The following is a 23,878-nucleotide window of genomic DNA, read 5'->3' on the forward strand; positions in this document are numbered from 1 at the left end:
GGCAGTTGGAATTCGGTAAAATTAATTCGTAAATATCTCTATACTATATCTATACTGAAAAAATATATACATTTGTAAAAACAGCAGATATGGAAATTAACAGAGACCTTATCCGTGAAGCCATGAAAGAAGGCTATTCTTTCTACCATATGAATGGTAAACTGGTAATCCGCCGGGCAGGTGGTTTCAAAAAAGGTGATCTTAAAAATGATCCCAAATACAGTAAAGTTACCCAGAATGCCTCGGAATTCGGAAGATGTTCCCGCATGGGAAAACTTTTACGGACGGCTCTGGAAAATGAACTGAAAAATATACAGGATAAAAATATCCACCGCCGGGTTGCTAAATTACTATATGATATTATGAAACATGATCCGGAATCTCAGCCAGGTAAGAAAACTACTGAAAAAGGATTATTGAATAACGAAGGATTAGCCTTAATGAAAGGATTTCAATGGAATGAACACGATGCATCAGCTATTTCTTTTGATCCTGAGAAACATCGTCTGGAATTTGTTGTCTTTCCTAAAAATGCTGTACAATTCAGTGCTGAATGGAAAAATATTGATACCGATATGGAACACAGTACCTTTCAGGTCACTGAGCAAATACTAAAAATACAACCGCTGGATCAGAAGAAAAAATACAGTTTTAAAAAGCGACAGGAGCATCCGCAGAATCTAATGCAATTTCTTATTATACATTTCTTTGATGAAACTGGTACCGAAATCCCGCAAAGCTGCCATATCGAATACATAGAAGCTAAAAGTTTTATACAGAGTTTATTCTAACCCCATAAATTTTAATTTTATTCTGAATGAAAATACCAACTATTCACGGCATTATAGAAAGAAGAATTCTCGCAAATTATACTGCTGATCCGGAGTACGTACACAAAATACTACCAAAACCTTTCAGACCTAAGCTATATAACGGGAAAGCTATAGTTGGAATCTGCTTAATAAGATTAAAAAACATAAAGCCTAAAGGGTTTCCCAATATTATAGGAGTAAATTCGGAAAATGGAGCTCACCGAATTGCTGTGGAATGGGAGGAAGATAATGTAACTAAGGAAGGTGTTTATATTCCACGCAGAGATACCTCGCTTAGGTTAAACTCTCTTATCGGTGGAAAAATATTTCCCGGAAAGCATTATCTGGCCAAATTTAATGTCGATGAAAAGGACAATCATTATCATTTAGACTTTGTAAGCTCTGATCATACAACTATTGAAATAGATGCAAAATTATCGGACAAACTGAATAAAGATTCTATTTTTAAAACTATTGATAATGTCTCTGACTTTTTTAAAAAGGGCTCTGCAGGCTACTCTCCTAATGGCAATGATTTTGAAGGTTTAAAACTGGAAACCTATAAATGGGAAGTAAAACCTTTGGAAGTCATAAATATTAGATCAAGTTTTTTTGAGGACAGAAACATTTTCCCGGAGGGAACAATACAATTTGATAACGCACTTCTGATGGAGAACATAGAACATGAATGGAAATCTCTTCCATTAATTAACCATTGACTGTAAATAAAATCTACTTAAAATTATTACATGAAATTACGGGAAAAGAAACCAGCTCTTATTTTAATCGATATTCAAAAAGGATTTCTGGAAGAAGAATACTGGGGAGGCAACAGAAATAATAAAAATGCCGAAGAGATAAGTAGTACAATCCTGAACAAATGGCGGGAACTGAATCTTCCCATATTCCATATCCGACATAGTTCTGTAAATCCTAATTCAAAATTACATGAATCAAATCCAGGGTTCGAGTTCAATGAATATGTTATGCCTATAGATAATGAACCTGTTATTACAAAAGAAGTAAACAGTGCTTTTATAGGAACGAATCTGAAAGAAAGACTGGACAAAGCGGGAATAAATACGCTGGTGATTGCAGGTATTACTACCAACCATTGTGTATCTACTACAACAAGAATGGCTGGTAACTATGGATATGAAACTTATGTAATATCCGATGCTACTGCAACCTTCAATAGAACAGGAATCAACAGTGAAAAATATGATTCAGAATTAATCCATTTAACAGCTCTTGCCAATCTGAATGACGAATTTGCTACAGTATGGAGTTCTGATAAATTATTGAATGAATTATAAGCTGCATGAATAGTATTATTAAACATTTCGATAAATATTTACCTTTAAATGAAAAAGAAATAAACGCTTTAAACAATCGCTTGATTGAAAAAAAAGTAAAGCGTCGACAATTTATTTTGCAGGAAGGAGATACCTGTAAATATTTCACTTATATTCTGGAAGGCTGCTTCAAGATGTACGGAGTAGATAATTCTGGTACAGAGCACAATCTGACTTTCGCTGCAGAAGATGACTGGATTTCGGATATCGATAGCCTTCACAAAGAGAAGCCTTCAAAATTATTTATAGAAGCTATGGAGCCTTCTACGATTCTACAAATTTCCAAAGGAGATTTATGGTATTTATATACAAACTTCCCGAAATTCGACCGTAACTTTCGTGTGATTATTGAAAATAAATATATTGAGCTTCAAAACAGATTACTCCTCACTTTTAGTGCCACAGCTTATGAACGGTATGAGGACTTCCTGAAGCAGTATCCTCATCTTGCCAACAGAATACCAAATACACAGATCGCCTCTTATCTAGGAATAACACCTGAGTTTCTAAGTAAAATAAGAAATGAAAGAGTTCGAAAATAAGTCTACCCTTAATCTATATTAAGCCTATTTCTTAATTTAGTTTATAGGCTTCCACTGTTCATTCATTATAGCTTTGTATTGTCAGTTTTGACATATAATTTTCAAAATATAAATAAGATGAACACAGTAACAAAAGTAGCCATTATTGGCTTAGGTAACATCGGGAAAGCCGTTGCTACTAATTTAACAAAGGGTAATCATCCGGTAATTATTGCCTCCAGAGAACTTAGTAAAGCACAAGAATTTTCGCTTCAGTTGAGTGATCTAGCACTTGCAAAGGAAATAACAGAAGCCATTAAACAGGCTGATGTTATTATTCCTACAATTTATTATGACAAAATAAAAGAATTTCTTAAAACTTATGCTACGGAGCTTCAGGGAAAAATTATCATAGATGTTTCTAATCCAATTGCTCCGGATGATAATGGAGGATTCAAGAAGATTATTGATCAGAATCAATCTGCCGGAAAAATTCTTTCAGAATTAATACCCTCAAACGCTATTTTGGTAAAAGCATTTGGTACATTGGGAGCTGCCACATTAGTGAATGCTGCCTTTAGTACTCCTGAAAGAAAAGTTCTTTTCTATGCTTCAGATAATACCAATATTAACAACATTATAGAAGAGCTGTTAACAGCAAGTGGCTTTGCACCTTTTCATATTGGAGGTATTGATCAGTCTATACGGATTGAAGTATTTGGAGATCTTCATGAATTCGGGGCACTTGGAAAAACCGTTACATTAGAAGAAGCAAAAGATCTGGTAACTATCTCATAACTAAAATAGACCATATGAAAATTTTAGTTATAGCCTTGCTATTATCGGTAATATCATGTCAGAATAAAACAGAAAAGCAAACAACTAGTAAAAGCCCAATCAATATGGAAAATTCAACAGAAAAAGCATCTATTGAAGAAGTATTATATACTTATGGAGAAGCATTAAATACAGCTGATGTAAACAAAGTTTTAAAAGTATACATGCACGACGGAATATTTATGCCTACTACACTTCCTACTGCAACAGGGGCAGAACAATTGAAAGCATCATACACCAATATTTTTAAGACAATACAACTAAATGTAAAGTTTAATATTGAGGAAGTTTTGATTAATGGAGATTGGGCATTTGTACGCACATCTTCAAAAGGAAATGTAACAATAAATGCCACTAATCAGACACTACCTGAGGAAAACAGAGAGTTTTTTCTCCTAAAAAAAGAAAATGGAGAATGGAAGATATCCAGATACATGTTTAACAAATCGAAGTAGACTATCAACTGTGCTATAACAATAGATTCGCTACAAATTAAAAGAGGAGACCTTTTAGGTCTCCCTTTCCGTATATTTAAAAGCCTATTGCTGGCATGAACTTCGCTCGCAGTCTTTGGCAAGAACTTCGTTCTTTTCTCGTGTGTTCCCCAGTAGAACCTACTTCCTCTTGGGCTTTGAAACTAAATCATTTTTTTTGTTTTATAGTATTTTTCAATTATATAATATTATATTTACTTTCAAAAAAAACACTGATTATGAAATACTTACTTATTATTCTTGTTTGCTTGGGAACACTATTTTCTTGCAGAAGTGACTCACAAAATGATCCATTACCTAAAACCACTGAGGATTTTAGTATCAAGATACAAGGTGAAAATAATTTTTTGGAAAAAACAGTTGGCAACCTGAATAATATAAAACTTGATTTGATGATCAATTATGATTTTAAAAAGATTAAAACCTATTTTAGGTTTAGCAATAATTTAAGTGGTATATTAAAATTAAATGGCAATATTATAGAACCTGATAAAGATTATGTATTTTCAAATACAGATAATACATTTGAATATACTGGAAGTATAACTGGTGAACATGATTTGAAGTTTGCAATTTACAATGAAAAAGGTATTGAGGTTAAAAAAGATTTTAAAATATCATATAATCAATATCCTACGGTTACTTTTAATGGTTCCACTTCTGCTAATATTGAATTTTCATTTGATTATATTTCTGGAAAGTCATTTTTTTGGCTTGATGGTTTTTCCAGATTATTTAAAGTGCAAACAACAGATAATGCTTATATAACAAGTGTAAAATATATCTTTAACTATACTATTAAAGCACCTGCTCTGAACTCGGAAAAAAAGGTTACCAAAACTTATATTGAAAGTATAAACGAAAAGAAGTCTTTTTATGAAATAAATAATGTTCTTTTTAAAACTACTGGTGAATATGCTGATACAATTGATGGATATGAATATCAGATAATTAATCGATCTTTAAAGATTGAGGCTTATAATAACTTTGGTATATTTAAAGAAATAACAATAGAGCCTACTTATACTCTAAAAAGATTTTAAATCCTTCTAATTAATTTTATTCTTGGTATACTTTCTAATTTTCCCATTTAAATTTTCAATATAAATTTGTGGTATAAATGATTTTCTGATTTCAAGATGAAAGTAAAAGAATACGGTTAATTTCTCCCAATTGTTCTGCTAAGACTGTATTGCACAAGGGTACTTACAACGAAATATAAAAATACCCTCAATTTTTAATTGAGGGTATTATTTCTATTTAAAATTCGATTGCATCCAGCAATCCATCTGTAGGGGCATCACTGGCAAGTTCCCAGAACATAATACCACCCAAGCGTTGTTTTTTAATATAATCTGTTTTTATTTTAATCGATTTTTTATTGTCACCTGTAGCAAAAAGCTTTTTCTCCGCATTGAACCAGTAAGGTACTGATGCTGTAGAATCCCAGTAAGCAACAAAACCATCGGATTCCATAGTGTCTTTGTTGTGTTTATAGTCCTTGCCACTTACAAATTTTGCAGCTTTAAACAAGCCATTATCATTTGCATCTTCAACTTGAAAATATCTCGTATAAAAAGGTACACCAACAACAACTTTATTTAAAGGAAATTTATACTTCCTGAAAAAATCTACAGCCCTGTCTATAGATTCATCCTGAGATCTGTTAGAATATAGCGCAGACTGATGACCTGTTTCGGTAGAGTAACCATGCACAAGGTCGTAGCTCATAAGATTTACGAAATCCAGATACGGATTCACCTTCTGCCATTCTATAGATTTCTCAAAGAAATCACCAAATCCACCAGCTGCAAATGTAATTAGTTTTGTTTTACCCAATTCTTTACGCAACTGCATTACAAGATCTGTAAAATTTGGTTTATCCTGATCCTGATATAAATGTTCTGGTGGTCCTTTTATCGCAGGATATTCCCAATCCAGATCTATACCATCTAATTTGAAATAATCTATAAAAGCTTTCGTAGATTTTGCAAATTCTATTCTTTTGCTTTTATCCGAAAAAGTTGCAGAGCAGGTAAAACATCCTGTCCACCCACCTAAGGCAATCATTGTTTTTAGTTTGGGATGCTTTTTCTTTAGTTCGGCAAAGGTTCTTAGCATCACAGTGTCTTTTTTCTTGTTGATACTAATCTTTCCTTCATTATCCAAATGGGCAAATCCGTAGATAAGATGGGTAACTTTCTTCAGATCATACTGCATTAAAGAAGTACTATCCGAAGAAATATAAGCCACTACCTTATATTGTTTTTGCTGCGCAAAAGCTATATTCAAACTGAATGTAAGAAACAGGAAAAAAACTATTTTCCTAAAAGAAATTGTAAAGTTGTCATTCATAATATTAGTTTTCCAGACTAAAGATAATGAATTTAAACAAAACGAAATAAAAGTAAAAAAACTTATTATTAGCCCTGTCAAGGTTTGAAACCTTGACAAGACGTTTTTATAAGATCTATAAATTATTTTGCGGTTAAAATTAATAGGAGTAGAAAACTTTTCAACGATCAACCGACTTAGTATCCTTTATAACTCCCATATGGAAACGGCAACTGTATACTCCGCTAAATCATTGTTACTGTCTACAGTATACTTGCCAGTTTTTGGATCTGTTCCGGATTTCATCTTACCCGACATTTTCACATCAAGCTCATATAGGGATCCGTTCTCACCTTCTTGTTTTCTTATGATACCACTACCTCCGTGCTCCGTTTCATAATGTCCCATAAAAGGCACTAGTTTCGGCATTTTGTATTTTTCTCGCAAAAGCGTCTCAATCTTTGCATGATCTTTACCTGCTACGCTATAGTAAGCGGTTGTCATAAGTTGAGAAAGTTCCTTAGGTTCTTCACATCTTTCAAATTTAAGACCCTTTATAGGCTCTGCATAAGCTTTTAGCAGATCACACTCAAACGGAGCTTTTGTTAAATCCTTTTGCTGGCCACTAAAAGCCAAAGGAAGTAATAAGCCCAATAACATTAAATAATAGCTTTTGTATTTCATCTTTATTTGGATTTTATACCGATTATATATTTATATCTGAAAATTAAAACTTACCATTTTCCTGAATAAATCCGAATCTATTATTACCTTCGTTTTTAATAATCTCTATCTCTTGTTTTATCACCTCTTCGAGCGAAGAAGCTATTACATTCCTTGTCCAGCCTTCATTCTGTAGCTCAATAATTTGTCCGAAAGTTCCTTTCTCGCTTGGATCCGTATCAATTAGTAGATAATCACCATTTCGTCCTTCCGCAAAAGGAATCCATCGTGGATTTGCATAGTTAACAGCCTTTACTTTATCAGAATATCCTTCCTTCATTTCTGCCCCCAATACATCATCATCATTCAAGTCCTGTATTTCTTCCCATTCATCTATAATTTTTTCAAATGGCAAAAAATCGTAACTCCATCCGTTTACACTAAAACTAAAAGCTGAAGTTACTGCATTCCATCTTACATTATGCACTTTATAGAAATTCAACAGAACCCCGGGTAACGGAACCTCCAGTTGCACTTCAGTTTCATGCATTTGCCCAGCGGTAACTCCGTGGGTAAGATTATAATATGCATTGTCTTCATCTACATATTCTTTGATGGCAGCAATCCATTTATTCCATATTACAGCCAAATCTTCGAATCCCGCATCCAATGGTAACGATTCCAAAGTCTTTGCCTCTCCTTTTGTATAGGCTTCTATAGAAACTGTATTAAATACTCCGTCTTCTATATCCAGCCACAGACTATGGTTATTAAAAACAAATGCTCCGTTTGGATCATCATCCCATAATTTTACCCGTTTATCTTTATTATTGATATAATACTCTTTTATATCTGTTCCGTTTAGTAAGAGCTCTCCGGTAAAAACCTTTTCCGGTGAATGCTCATAATCTTCTGCCTCGAAGACCACATCAACAGTCTCCGCCAAATTTCCTTCCTTAGAATATGCTTTTAGTCCTAATTCCGACCATGTATAAACCGTGTTATGCTCTCCGGTAAAAACGCGGGCTTCACCCAGGATATTTTCCAGTTCATTTATAGGCAGCGGAAGAGCGATGGAATTTCCGTTAATATCAAAACTATCAGCTGTAAAACAGATTCTGGTCATATATACTCTTTTTAGCGAATATAATCATTTAAACACAAAAAAACACCGCAATAGCGGTGCTTTATATTTATTATTTAACTGAGTAACTCAGTCTGTTATCTTGCGATATTTACAGCTCTTGTTTCACGAATTACCGTTACTTTTACCTGTCCAGGATATGTTAATTCATTCTGAATTTTTTCAGAGATGTCATAGGAAAGCTGTGCTGCTACATCGTCATTCACCTTACCACTCTCAACCATTACACGAAGTTCTCTACCTGCCTGAATTGCAAATGCACTAGATACTCCGTCAAAGCTTAATGCTGCAGCTTCAAGATCCTTAAGTCTCTGCATGTAAGATTCCAGTACCTGTCTTCTCGCACCAGGTCTTGCACCTGAAATAGCATCGGCAACCTGAATAATCGGAGATAATAAAGATGTCATCTCGATTTCATCGTGGTGAGCTCCAATTGCATTAATAACTTCTGGATTTTCACCAAACTTCTCTGCCCACTGCATTCCTAGAAGTGCGTGTGGAAGTTCTGATTCCTGCTCCGGAACTTTACCTATATCGTGTAATAAACCTGCTCTCTTAGCCAGTTTAACATTTAGTCCTAATTCTGCAGCCATTGTAGCAGCAATATTTGCTACTTCTCTGGAGTGTTGCAATAAGTTTTGCCCGTATGAAGAACGGTACTTCATTCTACCTACAATCTTCACTAATTCCGGATGAAGACCGTGGATACCTAAATCTAAGATTGTTCTCTTACCTACTTCAATAATCTCCTCTTCGATTTGTTTCGTTGTTTTATTTACAACTTCTTCAATTCTTGCCGGGTGAATACGTCCATCGGTAACTAAGCGGTGTAAAGATAATCTTGCAATTTCTCTTCTTACCGGATCAAAACATGAAAGCAAAATAGCTTCCGGAGTATCGTCTACAATAATTTCTACTCCTGTAGCAGCTTCCAAAGCTCTGATGTTACGCCCTTCACGACCGATAATTCTACCTTTAATTTCATCAGATTCGATGTTGAATACAGAAACAGAGTTCTCAATTGCCTGCTCTGTACCAATTCTCTGAATGGTCTGAATAACAATTTTACGAGCTTCGTTTTTCGCATTCAGTTTTGCTTCATCCATTACATTGGTAACAAAAGCCTGTGCTTTGGATTTAGCTTCTCCTTTCATTGCCTCTACCAATTCAGCCTTAGCTTCATCAGCAGAATATCCTGAAATTTTTTGTAATAATTCAACTTTCTGAGCAGTAGCAGTAGCCAGTTCCTGCTGGCGGATCTCCATTTGCTCAATTTTCTTTTCCAGATCCTGATTCTGACGGGTAAGATCTTTCTCTAATTTCCCAACTTTAGAAAGCTCATCATTAAGCTTATTTTCTTTGTCCTTTGTTCTTTTTTCAGCCTCCTGCATTTTCTTTTCACGCTGCTGAATATTGCTGTCATGCTCGGCTTTTAATTCAAGAAACTTTTCTTTTGCCTGTACATTTTTTTCCTTCTTTATACTTTCTGCTTGTACATTTGCCTTTTCTACAAGGTTTTCTGCACTTTTTTTGGCGTCTTCAATAATAAATCGGGCTTTGGAGTTTAGCGAACTTTTCGATAGTAAAAAGCCAACCAGTGCTCCTATAACGAGGCATAAAATGCCGACAATGATAATAGTGGTTGTCATATATATAGTTTAATTTTCTTTTTTTATTTCCTTTTTTGTTTCTGTTTTTACACCATAAAAAAAGCCCACATCAGCTCTATGATTAGAGTAAACTCCGAATCTACACGATTTGAGCTGATTTTTACTGTCTGTAATCCGGATAAATCCGGCACGCCATTCAGTAAACATTCGCTCGGCAAATTGTTTGCGTTGAGTTTACCTGCTTGTGTTAGAACTAATGTAGGCAGTCGTTAAAAGACGAATATTATAATTCCTCTAATTCGTTTTGCAATAAATTATTCAAATGAATTAACTTTTCATTCGAAATGCTTATATTCTTCTCGTCGTTAAGTTTATTGATCTCCGCATTGGTACCCAGTCTTAAGGCACACATTGCTATAGCATCTTGTTTATCATTAACGGCGAAATTCGCTTCAAATTCCTTTATCATGTCTTCTATCTGTTTCCCAACCTTACGCAGTGTTTCTTCCTCAGCTGCGGGAACGTTCAACGGATAATTTCTTCCGGCTATATTGATGGTTATTCTTCTAAAATCCATTATATGCCTGTGTTTTGAAGTTGTGCTATACAAGAATCTATCTCTTTTACCAACCTGTTGATGTGGTTTTTCATCAATCGGTTATGTTCCGGATTTCCTGATATAGCAGACATTAATTTTATTCTTCTCTGTTCTTCCTGTAGTTCTCCATTTTTGCTGCTTTCATCTTCATATTTCATCCTCAACTTTTCGTATTTATCCGAAAGCTCTGCATATTTTTCTGAAAGATTCTTATAATTAGCTGTTAACCTAAGAATCTTTTTCTCCAGTGATACAAAGTTGCTTTCTAAATCCTTCAGCATTTTCGAAGTTTATAATTCTAACCTAATAGCAAAAGTAACAAATTAATTTAACATTTGTTAATGTTTGCTTCAATTTTATTTCATCAGCCTATCGCCCCAATAGACAAAGCTGATCTGTTTATTTTTTACTTTGTTGCTTTATAAATAGTTGCGATTCCGAAAGTCAGTTTTTTATACTCAACTTTAGAAAATCCTAAATTCAGCAATATATTTTTCATCTTCTCACCATAAGGAAATGCATTTACAGAATCCGGCAGGTAAGTATATGCACGGCTGTCTTTAGAAATGAGCTTTCCTATATTTGGTAGGATATTTTTGAAATAAAACATGTAAAACGGCCCTAAGAAACCTTCTACTTTGGAAAATTCCAAAATAAATACATTTCCGTTTGTTTTTACAACTCTCTTCATTTCAGCAAGTCCTTTTTCCAGATTTTCGAAGTTTCTTACACCAAATGCAGCTGTAATCGCATCGAATTCATTATCCTTGAAAGGCATATGCTCCGCATCTCCTTTTATCATTTGGATTTTGTCCTGAAGTCCTGCTTTTTTTACTTTCTCCACCCCAACATTCAGCATTTGCTGAGACAGGTCATATCCAACAACATCAGCACCTGTTCCTTTTTGTATGGTCAGTGCCAGATCTCCTGTACCTGTTGCTACATCCAGAATTCTGTTGGGACTGTCAATTTTAAGCCACTTTACCAGTTTGTTTCTCCATGTAACATCTATTTTCATGGACAAAACGTGGTTAAGCAAATCATATTTAGGGGCAATGTTATCAAACATTTCCTCTACCTGATTTTTCTTACTTTGTTCTGAATTATATGGGGTTATTGTATTATGTTCCAAAATATTGTTTTTATTCGTTATAATAATCTTTGTAGTAGTTTAAGAAGTCCTGCTTTCTGAATATTTTTGTTCTGGATTCTACCTTCTGAATATTCTTAATCACCTTATCATATTCTTCATTGACATTGTAATAGAAATCTTCAGTATACAGTTTATTGACCTTCTTAGCATCGGTAAAAAGAGTTTCTCCGTCTACAACAATATTATGTTTTGCCCGAAGCGAATCTTTATTCAGATTGTATCCGTAGTACTGTCTGTTTACATAATAGTCCTTGTGAGCAATGTTCAGTAATCCACGCAGTTTATTTACAGTAAAAGCAGAATCATAAAGCATTTTCTTGTTTTTATCAAATACTTTTATGTTATTCTGACCTTTATTAAGGTCTACTGTTACATACTGTCCGGAAGCAATAATATTCTCTTCCCCGTTATTCACTTTAAAGTAAAAAGTATCAGGAGTGGGATTGTCTACCAGGTAATGGTTTTCTTTTTTCAAATAGATATAGTAAACAGCAAAAGCTACGACTGCAGCCAACACTGAAAAAATAAGGCCTTTCGCCGATGCACCAAGCTTCTTCATACGTCAAAAATAAGCTCTGCAAAGTTAATAATAATTTTGTTTTCACTATTATATATATTTAATTCTTACCTTTGCCAACTATTAATAATTTACTTTTTATATATTAAAAACTGATGCTTAAAAGTGTAATCACCGGTTCTGGTCACTACCTTCCTGAAAGAGTAATTGACGGATCATACTTTAATGACGCTGTTTTCTATGATGAGAATGGTAATAAGATTGAAAAATCTAATGAGGAGATTGTAAAGAAGTTTGTTGAAATCACAGAAATTGAAAGACGCCGCTACATTACGGATGATCTTTTAAACAGCGATATTGGTGCTAAAGCGGCCCAGCAAGCTATCGAAGAGGCAGGAATAGATCCGGAAACTATAGATTATGTTATTGCAGCAAGTAACTTTGGTGAAGTTACACAAAACGGATTGGCTAACTTTATGCCTTCAGTATCTGCAAGAATAAAAAGTAAACTGGGGATTAAAAACCGCAGATGCGTTAATTACGATATGATCTTTGGCTGCCCGGGATGGGTAGAAGGAATGATCCTTGCCAACGATCTTATTCAGGCTAAGAGAGCAAAAACTATTCTGGTTGTAGGTACAGAAACCCTAAGCCGTGTAGTAGATATATATGACAGAGACAGATTAATCTTTGCTGATGGAGCGGGAGCTGTTATTCTGCAGGCTAAAGAAAATACCGAGGAAGGGTTTATAACTTCTAATACAATTTGTGATAATGATGTTGAATTAGAATACCTAAGCAATGGATGTTCACTAAATCCTGAAGTAGGACAGGACCGAATGTTTATCAGAATGCGTGGTCGTAAAATTTACGAATATGCATTGAAAAATGTTCCGGATGCTATAAAAGACACCATCAGTCAAGCAGGATTAGACATCGAAGACATCGACAAAATCCTTATCCATCAGGCGAATGCTAAAATGGATCACGCTATTATCCACAGACTATTCAAACTTTACGGTAAAGAATACAGAGAAGAGATTGCACCAATGACTATTCAGGAATTTGGTAACTCTTCAGTAGCGACTGTGCCTACGATGTATGATCTGATTAAAAAAGACAAAATGCAGGGGCATTCTTTCAAGAAGGGTGGTTATGTTGCCATGGCTTCAGTAGGTGCCGGCATGAACATCAATTGCCTCATTTATAAAAACGAATGATTCAAAAAATCTTCCCTTATGTTTTCGGAATAATCCTGATATTAGAATTATATGTATATCAGGCCATAAAAAACATAACTAAGAATAAAAAAATAAGATTAACATACTGGGTAATAACAATACTGCTATACGGTATTATTATTACCCTTATGCTTACTTTCGAAAAGGGATCCCGAGACCAGACCAAAGTACATTGGCTTGCCGCTATATTTACCATGTTTCTGGTACCGAAAGTATTAATTACCGCTATTCTCCTTCTGGGCGATATTTTCCGCATTGCAGAATACACCTTACAGCGTTTTACAAAACCTGCAAAAACTTTCCCTGAAAGAAGAAAATTCCTAAGCCTAACAGCATTGGGACTGGGAGCAGCACTCTCCTATTCTTTCTTCGACGGAATGGTATGGGGTAAATACAGGTATTTTGTAAGAAACATTAAGGTAAAAATCCCTAACCTTCCAAAAAGCTTTAAGGGCTATAAAGTCTTACAAATCTCCGATGTACACAGCGGTAGTTACTCCGATCCGGCTAAATTGCAACACGCAATAGACATGATTAATGGACAAAATGCTGATCTTATCTTGTTTACAGGAGATATGGTGAATGCTTATGCCGAAGAATTTATTCCTTTTGTAGAACTGTTCTCCACTATAAAATCTAAAGACGGAAAACTCGCAGTTCTTGGTAATCATGATTATGGTGGTTACGGAACATGGAAAAGTCAGGCAGAGCATGATCAGAATATTCCAAAACTTATAGAACTGGAAAAACGGGCTGGTTTCGATATGCTTCGTAACGAGTTTAGAATGATTGAGAAAAACGGTGAAAAACTTTATATAGTAGGTGTTGAAAACTGGGGGCTTCCTCCATTTCCGCAATATGGAGATCTGGATAAAGCAACACAGGGTATTCCTAATGATGCAGCAAAAATCCTGATGTCTCACGATCCTACCCACTTTGACGAGATTGTAAAAAAACATCCGTCTAATATCCATTTAACTTTATCCGGACATACACACGGTATGCAGTTCGGATTAGACTTAAAGAACATTAAATGGTCTCCGGTACAATATAAATATCCAAAATGGGCAGATTTATATGAATCGATGGGAAAATACCTTTATGTTAATCGTGGATTTGGTGTAATTGGTTATCCGGGAAGAGTCGGTGTAAAACCAGAAATCACAGTATTTGAATTAAGCTAAAATGCTTCAGTAATTAATATAGAGTCACACTATTTTTGTAGTGTGATTTTTTTATAAAACCTTTAGAAAAAATACTCTCTCAGGGTTGCTGTCGCAAAGTCGTTTTCATTAATCCATTTCAGGAATTCAGAGAACTTATGGTACATTTTATCCCCCAAATTATATTTTCGGTAGAAGACCAGCCCATAGTCAGGAGACGTTACATTCATAAACTGCCATGGATAATAGTACAATAAAGTATACTCGTCCTGATTGACTGTTTCCAGTACCATCCCTTCATAATAACGCAATGGTAAGAACTGAAAAGAAAAGTCACTAAATGGCAATCTTGTCATTGGAGATTGTGAAACCGGAAGATATAAAATATCATCCTTCACATATTGGATTGTTTTTCGGGTTATCTTTTTGAGATATTGGGATATGTCACGCGGTTCGAAACTGGCATCGTATACATAATCCAGATTTTTAAGATCCTGAGCAGAAACATCACAATGGGGAGCATATCGGATTCCGAATATCTTCTTACCGGATATCTCTTCCAATATTTTTTTAGATTCTGCCAACTGGTCTATATTCTCTTCGGTATACCAATGGGCTATTCCAAAGTTTTTAGCGACGATACTTTTTATAAGCTCCGGATTGCGCTCTGCAAAATGGCTTTCGATAAAGAAAGTGGCTTGTATTTCAGCATTTTCTAAAATACGCAGAAGACTCTGCGTTCCCTTAACACTAATTTCATCCAGTTCTTTCATTGAAAAAAGTCCCTGCTTTTCAGTAGGGACTTGAAAACTTCGAAGATTGAATGTTAATAATATCATTTAGGCTTTGGCCAACTTCTTTTTTAAATTCTCTAACATGTCTTTGGTCATAGAGGTAATATCGAAATCATATTTCAGCCCCCAGTCCTTCTTAGCTACAGCATCATCTATGCTTGCAGGCCAGCTGTCTGCAATCGCCTGACGGAAATCAGGTTCATAGCTTATTTCAAATGTAGGCATTTCATTTTTAATTTCAGCTGCCAATTCTGCCGGAGTAAAAGACATACCGCCAAGGTTATAAGACGTTCTTACTGACAATTGCTCACTAGGAGCATCCATTAACTGTAATGTTGCATTGATTGCATCGTCCATATACAGCATTGGCATTGCTGTATCTTCTTTTATAAAACTGGTGTATTTACCATCTTCAATAGCCTTATAGAAAATTTCTACAGCATAATCGGTTGTTCCACCACCTGCAGGAGCTTTCCATGAAATAAGTCCGGGATAACGGATACTTCTTACATCTACACCATATTTATTGTGGTAATATTCGCACCATTTCTCACCTGCCAGTTTAGAAATTCCGTACACAGTAGAAGGGTTTAATGGTACTTCCTGCCCTACATCTGTTTTAGGAATTTCGCGTCCGAATACAGCAATACTGCTTGGCCAGAAAAGTTTATTGATCTTCTTATCTTTTGCCATTTCCAGGAAGTGAATTAACGGATCTACGTTAATTCTCCACGCTAATGGCGGATTCTTCTCTGAGGTTCCTGATAAAAGAGATGCTAAATGGTATACCGTTGTAATTTTGTTCTCTGTTACAAATTTTTCGATAGATGCAGAATCAGTCACATCCATTTTGATATAAGTACCTGCTGCAGAATCGACGGCTTTACTTTCATCTTCCAGCCCAAGCCCGAATATGTTTTCTCTTCCGTATATTGCTGCTAAGCGAATGCATAATTCAGTACCTATCTGGCCTAATGCGCCAGTAATCAAAATTCTTTCCGTGTGTGACTCCATAATTATTGTTTCAATATTTTAAGAAGCAAATTTAATTATTATCTAAAACATAATAAAGAATCTGACAGGTTTATTTATTTTTGTAGACACAAATTGATCTTATGAGAAAATTACTCTTTACTATTGGGATTATTTCAACTACTTCTACCCTTCTATTCGCTCAGTATACTGACGTAAGAGTGGTAAAAGAAGTGAAAGTAAAAAATAAAGGTGTCGTTGTATCAGCACATCCGCTTGCCAGCGAAGCGGGTACATTGGTAATGAATGAAGGCGGGAATGCATTTGATGCTTCTATTGCAACCCAGTATGCTCTTGCGGTAGTATATCCTCAGGCAGGAAATATTGGCGGTGGCGGATTTATGGTTGCCACAACTGCGGACGGAAAAAAATTATCATTAGACTACCGCGAAACAGCTCCGGCAAAGGCCCATAAAGATATGTATATCGATAAAAAAGGAAATGCCAATACAGATCTTAGCCAGTACGGATGGCTTGCTGTTGGTGTTCCTGGCTCTGTAGCGGGGCTATACGAAATGCATAAATATGCAAAGCTTCCTATGGAAAAACTAATTCAGCCTGCTATTGATCTTGCTGAAAAAGGATTTGCTATTACCCAGGCCGAAGCCAACTTGCTAAACTCTACAAAGAAAAACTTCCTGAACAATAATAAAAATGCCACTGTTTTTGTAAAAGATACCGATTGGAAAGAAGGAGATATCCTTGTACAAAAAGATCTGGCAGAAACCTTAAGAAGAATCCAGAAAGAAGGATTAAAAGGCTTTTATGAAGGAAAAACAGCCGACCTTATTATTGCTGAAATGAAAAGAGGTAACGGAATCATTACTCATAATGATCTGAAAAATTATAAAGTAAAATTCAGAACACCTATTACCTTCGATTATAAAGGAAACGAAGTTGTTACAATGCCTTTGCCTTCCAGTGGTGGAATTTTGCTGGCACAAATGCTTACTATGACTGATTTTGTAGGATTAAAGGATAAACAGCTTAACTCTCCGGAAGCAGTACAGCTAATGGTGGAAGCTGAAAGACGTGCTTATGCAGACAGAGCAGAATACATGGGAGATCCCGATTTTATTCAGGATAAAACAGCCATGCTGATTAGCACTGATTACCTAAAGAAAAGATTTGCTAATTATAATCCTAATCTTGCTACACCAAGCAAAGATGTAGGTACAATCATCAATCCGGGAAAAGAAAGTACACAAACTACACACATCAGTATTCTGGATAAAGAAGGAAATGCTGTTTCTGTAACCACAACCCTGAACGGTTATTACGGAAGCAAAACGGTTGTAAGCGGTGCGGGCTTCTTTTTAAATAATGAAATGGATGACTTCTCTGTAAAACCAGGAGTTCCGAATATGTACGGTGCCGTAGGTGGTGAGGCCAATGCCATTGCGCCTAACAAAAGAATGTTAAGCTCTATGGTTCCTACCATTGTATTAAAAGACAAAAAACCATATATTGTAGTCGGGACACCAGGTGGTACTACAATTCCAACTTCTGTATTCCAGGCGATTGTAGATGTTATTGACTTTGGAACCAATACAAACATTGCTGTTAATGCACCTAAATTTCACCATCAGTGGCTACCGGAAACTGTAGCTGTGGAAAAGGGTTTTCCGGAATATACAATTAAAGAACTGGAAAAGAAAAATTACAAATTCGAAAGACGTGATAAAATCGGTCGCGTAGAAATGATCGTAGTAGATCCTAACGGAAACTACCATGCTGTAGCCGATGGCCGCGGAGACGACTCCGTTTCTATGGAGAAATAAACCCAACTTTGCATAAATTTTTACAAACTGTTGCTTAACTTCTATAAGCAACAGTTTTTTTATGCCTTTATCTATCGGTGTTATTTATAATATTAAGCCATTTTTAAGCCTATATCAGGGATTTTATTGAGTAACTTTGCAGGATGATTGATTGGAATAATTTGTTTACTGAAAACGGACAAGGTGTAGTTTACACCTGGGCTGCCCCGATTCACCTTACGGTGATATTGGGCGAAATGATTTACAGCCACTTCAATAAAGAAAAACTTTATGAAACAAAGGACACCATTACCAATGTTTATTTAGCTCTTCTAAACTACGGGCTGGATATTCTGATGAAGGCCTTTGCGATGGGAGTAATGTTCTTCTTTTATCATTATCGTCTTTTTACATGGGAAGAAAATGCCTGGTACTGGATTGCGGTATTCCTTTTACAGGATTTCGTTTATTACGTTCTGCATCTCGTAGATCACAAATCCCGCGTATTCTGGGCTGTACATATTACCCATCACAATTCGGAATTATTCAATATTTCTACAGGATTCAGATCTTCGGTTTTCGAACCATTGTACCGCTATATGTTCTTTTCACCGTTAGCCTTCTTAGGATTCAATCCTTGGCATATTATGGTAGTATATGCTATAGTACAGGTATACGGAACGTGGGTACATACCAAAACAATTAAAAATATGGGTATATTAGAATATATTCTGGTAACCCCTTCTCACCACCGTGTGCACCATGCATGCAATATCCGTTATCTGGATAAAAATATGGGCATGATGCTTATTGTATGGGATAAATTATTCGGAACCTTTGAAAAAGAAGATCCAAATCTTCCTGTAAAGTACGGGATATACCCTAAGGCTAAAGACCGCGGACCTATTAATGTTGTATTCTATGAATGGAAAAAACTGGCCCGGGATCTTGCCCAGCCTAACCTTAGTATGATGGACAGGTTCAGGTATATTTTCTATTCACCGGGATGGAGACATGATGGTACAGGTAAAACCGTAAAAGACTACCAACGTGCAGAGCTAAAACGCAGAGAGAGAAAAAGAAAAGCCGCTGAAATGGCTGCTAAAAATGCCGAAAATGAAGTCGTAAAAAAAGTAAGTTAGTTTTAATTATAATAGCAATGGCCGGAATTTCTTCTGGTCATTTTTTATTTTATCACATCAATTTATTTTTTAATTAAAATTAATAATAAATATTTTTTGATGTTTTTTTTTCATTATTCACCTATCTATTATTATGCATAAAATATGACACAAGTATTATCGTTTACCTACTGTTTCCCTGTAAATTAGTTAAAAATATTCAGCGATTATTTTTTATAAAATACAATATACAAATTCCATATTCAGGGGATTTTATGAAATAAGTAACCTGTATTAACTCTTCGTAAAAAAAGAAATATTATAATTTTTGGTACGCAAATTGTCTATACAAATACAATTAAAATAATCCCAAATTTTACGATGATGAAAAAAACAATTTTTGCGAGCGCTTTTTTAGGACTAAGTTTAATGTCAGTTTCACTGATGGCACAAACAACTTATAAAGTTGATTTAGCACCATTCCCAAAACCAGAAAAAGGACAAAAGCAAGTTGTTATTGAGGTTCCACATTCTCAAAACGATGGAAACAAGAAGATTGAAATTTTTGTTGGAAAAACCATGGAAACAGATGGTTGCAATAAGACCTTCCTAAGCGGAGAGTTTAAAAGCAGCGAACTGAAAGGATGGGGATACGATTACCTTACTTTTACAACCAACGGTAGTACACCATCTACATTAATGGCTTGCCCGGGAGCAAAACCAAAAATGGAGTTTGTAATGTCCGGAGGATACCTTACAAGATACAACGGAAGAATGCCTATCGTTCTTTATATCCCTGAAGGATATGAGGCTAAATACAAAATTTACGAAGCTAGTCCTGAGCTATACAGCGCTCCGGAAATTATGGAAAAGAAAAAATAAGTATCTTTTCTCTACTAAAATAAAAGTTTCCCAAGGGAAACTTTTATTTTTGGTATAAATTTGAATAACGATGAAGCACTATATTTATCTTTTTATTGCCATTATATTTGAAGCAGTTGCTACCTCTACTCTCAAAAGTTCTGAACAATTCACCAAGCTTATTCCCAGTATTATTACTATTTTAGGCTATGCCGGTGCATTCTATTTCCTAAGTCTTTCATTAAAACAAATACCTGTGGGAATTGCCTATGCATTATGGTCGGCAGTAGGAATTGTTCTTATTGCAGCTGTAGGAGCTTTGGTTTATAAGCAAATTCCGGATCTTCCAGCCATTATAGGATTTATATTTATAATTGCCGGTGTTGTTATCATTAATCTGTTTTCTAAAATGTCTTCTCATTAAAGACTAAATAATAATAAAAAAAAGTAGCTCCTGGTCTCAGAAGCTACTTTTTTTATCAAATATCTATTACAATAAAGATTCATCTACAATATTAGGCAATGTCACTTTTAGTAAAGGCTCTTCTTCCATAGCCCTTTTAATTGCAAATATCGCTTCCTCATTTCTGGCCCACGATCTTCTGGCAATACCATTATTTACATCCCAGTGCAGCATTGACTTCAAACGTTGCTCCGCCTCAGAAGTCCCATCCAATAACATTCCGAATCCACCGTTGATCACTTCTCCCCAGCCTACTCCACCTCCATTGTGAATAGAAACCCATGTAGCACCACGGAAACTATCTCCAATTACATTATGAATAGCCATATCAGCTGTAAATCGGGAACCATCATAAATATTTGACGTTTCACGGAAAGGTGAATCTGTTCCGGATACATCGTGGTGATCTCTTCCTAACACAACAGGTCCTATTTCTCCGTTTGCAATTGCATCATTAAATGCCTTAGCAATTTTAGTACGCCCTTCTGCATCCGCATAAAGGATACGTGCCTGTGAGCCTACTACCAATTTGTTTTCCTGGGCTCCTTTTATCCATGTAATATTATCCTGCATCTGCTGCTGAATTTCTTTTGGAGAATTTTTCATAATCTCCTCCAGTACTTTACATGCTATATTGTCCGTTTTCTGAAGATCTTCTGGTTTTCCGGAAGCACAAACCCAACGGAACGGTCCGAATCCATAGTCGAAACACATAGGCCCCATAATATCCTGTACATAAGATGGATATTTAAAATCGATTCCATTTTCTGCCATTACATCCGCACCTGCACGAGAAGCTTCTAAAAGGAAAGCATTACCATAATCAAAGAAATAAGTTCCTTTTGCCGTATGTTTATTGACTGCTGCTGCATGACGGCGCAGTGTTTCCTGTACTTTTTCCTTAAACAGTTCTGGTTTTTCAGCCATCATTCTGTTGGCCTCCTCAAACGAAATTCCTGCAGGATAATACCCTCCTGCCCACGGATTATGAAGGGATGTCTGATCCGATCCGAGATCAACATAAACATCTTCCTGATCAAACTTCTCCCAGACATCTACAATATTACCATCATAGGCAATAGAAACAACTTCTTTATTCTCTTTAGCTTTTTTTACTCTTACTACCAACTCATCCAGATCCGAGATTACTTCATCTACCCAGCCCTGATCATGTCTCTTATAGGTTGCAGCCGGATTTACTTCTGCTGTAACCGATACTACACCTGCAATATTCCCGGCTTTAGGCTGAGCACCACTCATCCCGCCAAGGCCTGCAGTTACGAATAGTTTACCGGCAGTTCCCTGATCATCTATTTTTCTGGAACCATTCAGTACAGTAATTGTTGTACCATGTACAATTCCCTGCGGACCTATATACATATAGCTTCCCGCTGTCATTTGTCCATATTGTGTAACCCCTAATGCATTAAATTTCTCCCAGTCATCCGGTTTAGAATAATTAGGAATCATCATTCCGTTTGTTACTACAACTCTTGGTGCATTTTTATGAGAAGGGAATAATCCCATCGGATGTCCCGAATACATTACCAATGTCTGCTCATCTGTCATTTCGGACAGATACTTCATCGTTAACAGATATTGCGCCCAGTTCTGGAAAACAGCACCGTTTCCACCGTAAGTAATCAGCTCGTGTGGATGCTGCGCAACAGCTTTATCAAGATTATTCTGGATCATTAACTGAATTGCTTTTGCCTGCTGCGAATTTCCCGGATAGTCTTCTATGGGACGTGCGAACATTTCGTAATCCGGACGAAGGCGATGCATGTAGATACGTCCGTATTTTTCCAGCTCTTCTTTAAATTCCGGAATTAATGTAGCATGGTACTGAGTATCGAAATAACGCAATGCATTTTTCAGTGCCAGTTTCTTTTCATCTTCAGATAATATTTCTTTACGCTTCGGTGCATGACTTACTGTAGTATCGTATGCTTTCGGATTTGGTAAAATCGCAGGAATGCCCTGTTGGATTTGTTCTTTAAAAGTCATTGAATATTCAAAATTTAAAGTTGCTTTCAACTTGGTTTAAAAACCTAAATATATTCAAAATGAAAAATATGAAACAAATAATCCCGGTATATCTTTCGCCAAACTTACATTCCTAACTATGAAAAGAAATAATTATCTCTAAAAAGTGAGCTTATTTATATAAAGTTTACTTCAAAAAAGAATATACCAGAACACCTTTATACAGGAGCTTTATACATCAAACTGTCTATAGAAAGGCCATTTTTTTCTTGCAAAAAAGATAAAAATTCAGTACTTTTATTGAAATTTTTTACAAATGAAGAAAGTACTTTTTGGAATTGCCGCTCTAGCTATTATTGTCGCTGCCTGTAACAGTAAAAAAGAAAAATCCGAAGCTGAAACACTTACAAAAAATGATTCTGTAGCTGTGGAGAAAAAGGATAGTACAGCAGTAAACACAAAAATAGATATAGATAACGACGGTTCATTATACATTTCTTCAGATGAACAATACCACTTCCGTATCATTTCTAAACAGGATGATAGCAAGCCTGCAAAAATTCTTTTGCGCAACGATATCAGCGGCAGAATCTACGATATGGAAAGAGTAATTAGTGCAAGTGGCGAAAAATATCAGGATGCGGATGGCAACTATTTCTGGCTGAAAGGAGATGACTTTAGCTTTGGTAAGGCCGATAAAGTTGTTGCTGAAGGATCTATCGCTGGTAAGCCTAAGGAAGAGCACTAAAATTATATATTCGTAAAATACTTCCGTTTTTATTTTAATATCCTTATTTTTGCATTCGAATTTTCGAAAAGGTGAATCGTGTGTAATTCACGAACTGTCGCGCAACTGTGTATGTCCTTCGACATGAGTCAGATCCCTGAAAAATTCGGTAAATACTTTCGCGGTTTGAAGTAGAAAAATGCTCCTAATTTTTTTCTTTTAGGTTTATTTTCCTGTTCAACTTATATAATTTAATTTAAAATTTAATTATGAATTTAGAAGAAAAAATTCAGAATTCGGAAACGCATGTCTTTAAAGTAGTGTTTCCAAAGATTACAAATCACCACAATACAATGTTCGGGGGGACGGTTATGGAGATGATGGATGAAGTTGCTTTTATGACTGCTACACGTTTTAGCAGAAAAAGAATTGTAACGGTAAGTAGTGATAAAATTGACTTTAAAAAGCCAATTCCTTCAGGTACTCTTGTAGAGCTTATTGGATCTATAAAACATGTAGGAAACACCAGTGTAAAAGTACATGTGGATATCTTCACGGAAAAAATGTATCAGGAAGGTCGTGATCTGGCTGTATCTGGTGAATTTACCCTGGTTTCCGTAGATGAAGAAGGCAAACCTGTAAGCATTAAATAAAATTAAAAAGTTAGAAATACGAAGTTAAAAGCTCTTTTA

At 35.6% G+C, this 23,878-nt stretch carries 26 protein-coding genes, 1 pseudogene and 1 riboswitch; of the genes and pseudogenes, 15 read left to right on the forward strand and 12 right to left on the reverse strand.

The window, feature by feature from the left end; translation table 11 throughout:
• Positions 1–89 precede the first annotated feature (89 nt).
• The 7 genes from C8J95_RS11525 (at position 90) to C8J95_RS11555 (ending at position 5,062) form a co-directional block, all read left to right on the forward strand.
• Entirely contained in the window at positions 90–791 is a 702-nt protein-coding gene (locus tag C8J95_RS11525) for a hypothetical protein (RefSeq protein WP_107808468.1), read from the forward strand.
• A 26-nt stretch (positions 792–817) separates the two neighbouring features.
• Entirely contained in the window at positions 818–1,531 is a 714-nt protein-coding gene (locus tag C8J95_RS11530) for a DUF2071 domain-containing protein (protein WP_107808469.1), read from the forward strand.
• Between the two features lie 30 nt (positions 1,532–1,561).
• The gene (locus C8J95_RS11535) at positions 1,562–2,128 is read left to right on the forward strand and encodes a cysteine hydrolase family protein (protein WP_107808470.1); all 567 of its coding nucleotides are present in this window, start codon (positions 1,562–1,564) and stop codon (positions 2,126–2,128) included.
• 5 nt (positions 2,129–2,133) lie between these two features.
• A complete protein-coding gene (locus C8J95_RS11540) occupies positions 2,134–2,709 on the forward strand; it encodes a Crp/Fnr family transcriptional regulator (RefSeq protein WP_107808471.1) in 576 nt (191 codons plus the stop codon).
• A gap of 117 nt (positions 2,710–2,826) precedes the next feature.
• Complete coding sequence (locus tag C8J95_RS11545) at positions 2,827–3,486, forward strand: NADPH-dependent F420 reductase (RefSeq protein ID WP_107808472.1); 660 nt, start codon at positions 2,827–2,829, stop codon at positions 3,484–3,486.
• A 14-nt stretch (positions 3,487–3,500) separates the two neighbouring features.
• Complete coding sequence (locus C8J95_RS11550; protein ID WP_107808473.1) at positions 3,501–3,980, forward strand: SgcJ/EcaC family oxidoreductase; 480 nt, start codon at positions 3,501–3,503, stop codon at positions 3,978–3,980.
• Between the two features lie 257 nt (positions 3,981–4,237).
• Positions 4,238–5,062 carry a hypothetical protein gene (locus C8J95_RS11555; RefSeq protein ID WP_107808474.1) on the forward strand — a complete coding sequence of 275 codons (825 nt, stop codon included), beginning with the start codon at positions 4,238–4,240 and terminating at the stop codon, positions 5,060–5,062.
• 9 nt (positions 5,063–5,071) lie between these two features.
• Here C8J95_RS11555 and C8J95_RS18975 read toward each other — a convergent pair.
• The 9 genes and pseudogenes from C8J95_RS18975 to C8J95_RS11600 all read right to left on the reverse strand — a co-directional run.
• A pseudogene (locus C8J95_RS18975) lies at positions 5,072–5,200 on the reverse strand (IS256 family transposase); the annotation flags it as partial.
• Positions 5,201–5,279: 79 nt separating this feature from the next.
• The gene (locus C8J95_RS11565) at positions 5,280–6,374 is read right to left on the reverse strand and encodes a glycoside hydrolase family 18 protein (RefSeq protein ID WP_107808475.1); all 1,095 of its coding nucleotides are present in this window, start codon (positions 6,372–6,374) and stop codon (positions 5,280–5,282) included.
• A gap of 186 nt (positions 6,375–6,560) precedes the next feature.
• Positions 6,561–7,037: a hypothetical protein gene (locus C8J95_RS11570; protein ID WP_107808476.1), complete on the reverse strand. Its 477-nt coding sequence runs from the start codon at positions 7,035–7,037 to the stop codon at positions 6,561–6,563.
• Positions 7,038–7,080: 43 nt separating this feature from the next.
• Positions 7,081–8,142 (reverse strand): SMI1/KNR4 family protein, encoded by a 1,062-nt coding sequence (locus C8J95_RS11575; protein ID WP_107808477.1) that lies wholly within the window; start codon positions 8,140–8,142, stop codon positions 7,081–7,083.
• A 95-nt stretch (positions 8,143–8,237) separates the two neighbouring features.
• Positions 8,238–9,809, reverse strand: a complete 1,572-nt coding sequence (rny, locus tag C8J95_RS11580) for a ribonuclease Y (RefSeq protein WP_045180292.1) — start codon at positions 9,807–9,809, stop codon at positions 8,238–8,240.
• Between the two features lie 244 nt (positions 9,810–10,053).
• Complete coding sequence (locus C8J95_RS11585) at positions 10,054–10,347, reverse strand: cell division protein ZapA (protein ID WP_059324579.1); 294 nt, start codon at positions 10,345–10,347, stop codon at positions 10,054–10,056.
• Complete coding sequence (locus C8J95_RS11590) at positions 10,347–10,649, reverse strand: hypothetical protein (RefSeq protein ID WP_107808478.1); 303 nt, start codon at positions 10,647–10,649, stop codon at positions 10,347–10,349. Before C8J95_RS11590 ends, C8J95_RS11585 begins: the two co-directional genes overlap by 1 nt.
• A 125-nt stretch (positions 10,650–10,774) precedes the next feature.
• Entirely contained in the window at positions 10,775–11,500 is a 726-nt protein-coding gene (gene ubiE, locus C8J95_RS11595) for a bifunctional demethylmenaquinone methyltransferase/2-methoxy-6-polyprenyl-1,4-benzoquinol methylase UbiE (RefSeq protein ID WP_034869134.1), read from the reverse strand.
• A gap of 10 nt (positions 11,501–11,510) precedes the next feature.
• The gene (locus tag C8J95_RS11600) at positions 11,511–12,080 is read right to left on the reverse strand and encodes a hypothetical protein (RefSeq protein ID WP_107808479.1); all 570 of its coding nucleotides are present in this window, start codon (positions 12,078–12,080) and stop codon (positions 11,511–11,513) included.
• A gap of 113 nt (positions 12,081–12,193) precedes the next feature.
• Between C8J95_RS11600 and C8J95_RS11605 the strand changes: the two genes are divergently transcribed.
• Complete coding sequence (locus tag C8J95_RS11605) at positions 12,194–13,258, forward strand: 3-oxoacyl-ACP synthase III family protein (RefSeq protein WP_107808480.1); 1,065 nt, start codon at positions 12,194–12,196, stop codon at positions 13,256–13,258.
• Positions 13,255–14,463: a metallophosphoesterase gene (locus C8J95_RS11610; RefSeq protein WP_107808481.1), complete on the forward strand. Its 1,209-nt coding sequence runs from the start codon at positions 13,255–13,257 to the stop codon at positions 14,461–14,463. The genes C8J95_RS11605 and C8J95_RS11610 overlap by 4 nt, the downstream gene beginning before the upstream one ends.
• Positions 14,464–14,525: 62 nt before the next feature.
• On the opposite strand, the gene C8J95_RS11615 is transcribed toward C8J95_RS11610, so the two are convergent.
• A complete protein-coding gene (locus C8J95_RS11615) occupies positions 14,526–15,281 on the reverse strand; it encodes a polysaccharide deacetylase family protein (RefSeq protein ID WP_107808482.1) in 756 nt (251 codons plus the stop codon).
• Positions 15,282–16,250 carry an NAD-dependent epimerase/dehydratase family protein gene (locus C8J95_RS11620; RefSeq protein ID WP_107808483.1) on the reverse strand — a complete coding sequence of 323 codons (969 nt, stop codon included), beginning with the start codon at positions 16,248–16,250 and terminating at the stop codon, positions 15,282–15,284.
• A 101-nt stretch (positions 16,251–16,351) separates the two neighbouring features.
• Here C8J95_RS11620 and ggt point away from each other — a divergent pair, with 101 nt between their 5' ends.
• The 4 genes from ggt to C8J95_RS11640 all read left to right on the forward strand — a co-directional run bounded on the left by ggt (position 16,352) and on the right by C8J95_RS11640 (position 20,434).
• Positions 16,352–18,049, forward strand: coding sequence for a gamma-glutamyltransferase (ggt, locus tag C8J95_RS11625; RefSeq protein ID WP_107808484.1), 1,698 nt, complete (start codon positions 16,352–16,354; stop codon positions 18,047–18,049).
• 143 nt (positions 18,050–18,192) lie between these two features.
• Positions 18,193–19,170, forward strand: a complete 978-nt coding sequence (locus C8J95_RS11630) for a sterol desaturase family protein (RefSeq protein WP_107808485.1) — start codon at positions 18,193–18,195, stop codon at positions 19,168–19,170.
• Positions 19,171–19,533: 363 nt separating this feature from the next.
• Positions 19,534–20,031: an ecotin gene (locus tag C8J95_RS11635; RefSeq protein WP_009085173.1), complete on the forward strand. Its 498-nt coding sequence runs from the start codon at positions 19,534–19,536 to the stop codon at positions 20,029–20,031.
• Positions 20,032–20,101: 70 nt separating this feature from the next.
• Positions 20,102–20,434, forward strand: a complete 333-nt coding sequence (locus C8J95_RS11640) for a multidrug efflux SMR transporter (protein ID WP_034869152.1) — start codon at positions 20,102–20,104, stop codon at positions 20,432–20,434.
• Positions 20,435–20,500: 66 nt separating this feature from the next.
• On the opposite strand, the gene C8J95_RS11645 is transcribed toward C8J95_RS11640, so the two are convergent.
• Positions 20,501–22,480, reverse strand: a complete 1,980-nt coding sequence (locus C8J95_RS11645; protein ID WP_107808486.1) for a urocanate hydratase — start codon at positions 22,478–22,480, stop codon at positions 20,501–20,503.
• A gap of 295 nt (positions 22,481–22,775) precedes the next feature.
• On the opposite strand from C8J95_RS11645, the gene C8J95_RS11650 reads away from it, so the two are divergent.
• Complete coding sequence (locus C8J95_RS11650; RefSeq protein ID WP_107808487.1) at positions 22,776–23,207, forward strand: MliC family protein; 432 nt, start codon at positions 22,776–22,778, stop codon at positions 23,205–23,207.
• Positions 23,208–23,236: 29 nt separating this feature from the next.
• Positions 23,237–23,366: riboswitch (cobalamin riboswitch) on the forward strand.
• Between the two features lie 89 nt (positions 23,367–23,455).
• The gene (locus C8J95_RS11655; RefSeq protein ID WP_034869160.1) at positions 23,456–23,839 is read left to right on the forward strand and encodes an acyl-CoA thioesterase; all 384 of its coding nucleotides are present in this window, start codon (positions 23,456–23,458) and stop codon (positions 23,837–23,839) included.
• Positions 23,840–23,878: the final 39 nt, after the last annotated feature.

Origin of the sequence: Elizabethkingia sp. YR214 (assembly GCF_003058195.1) — a bacterium.
Classification (GTDB): domain Bacteria; phylum Bacteroidota; class Bacteroidia; order Flavobacteriales; family Weeksellaceae; genus Elizabethkingia.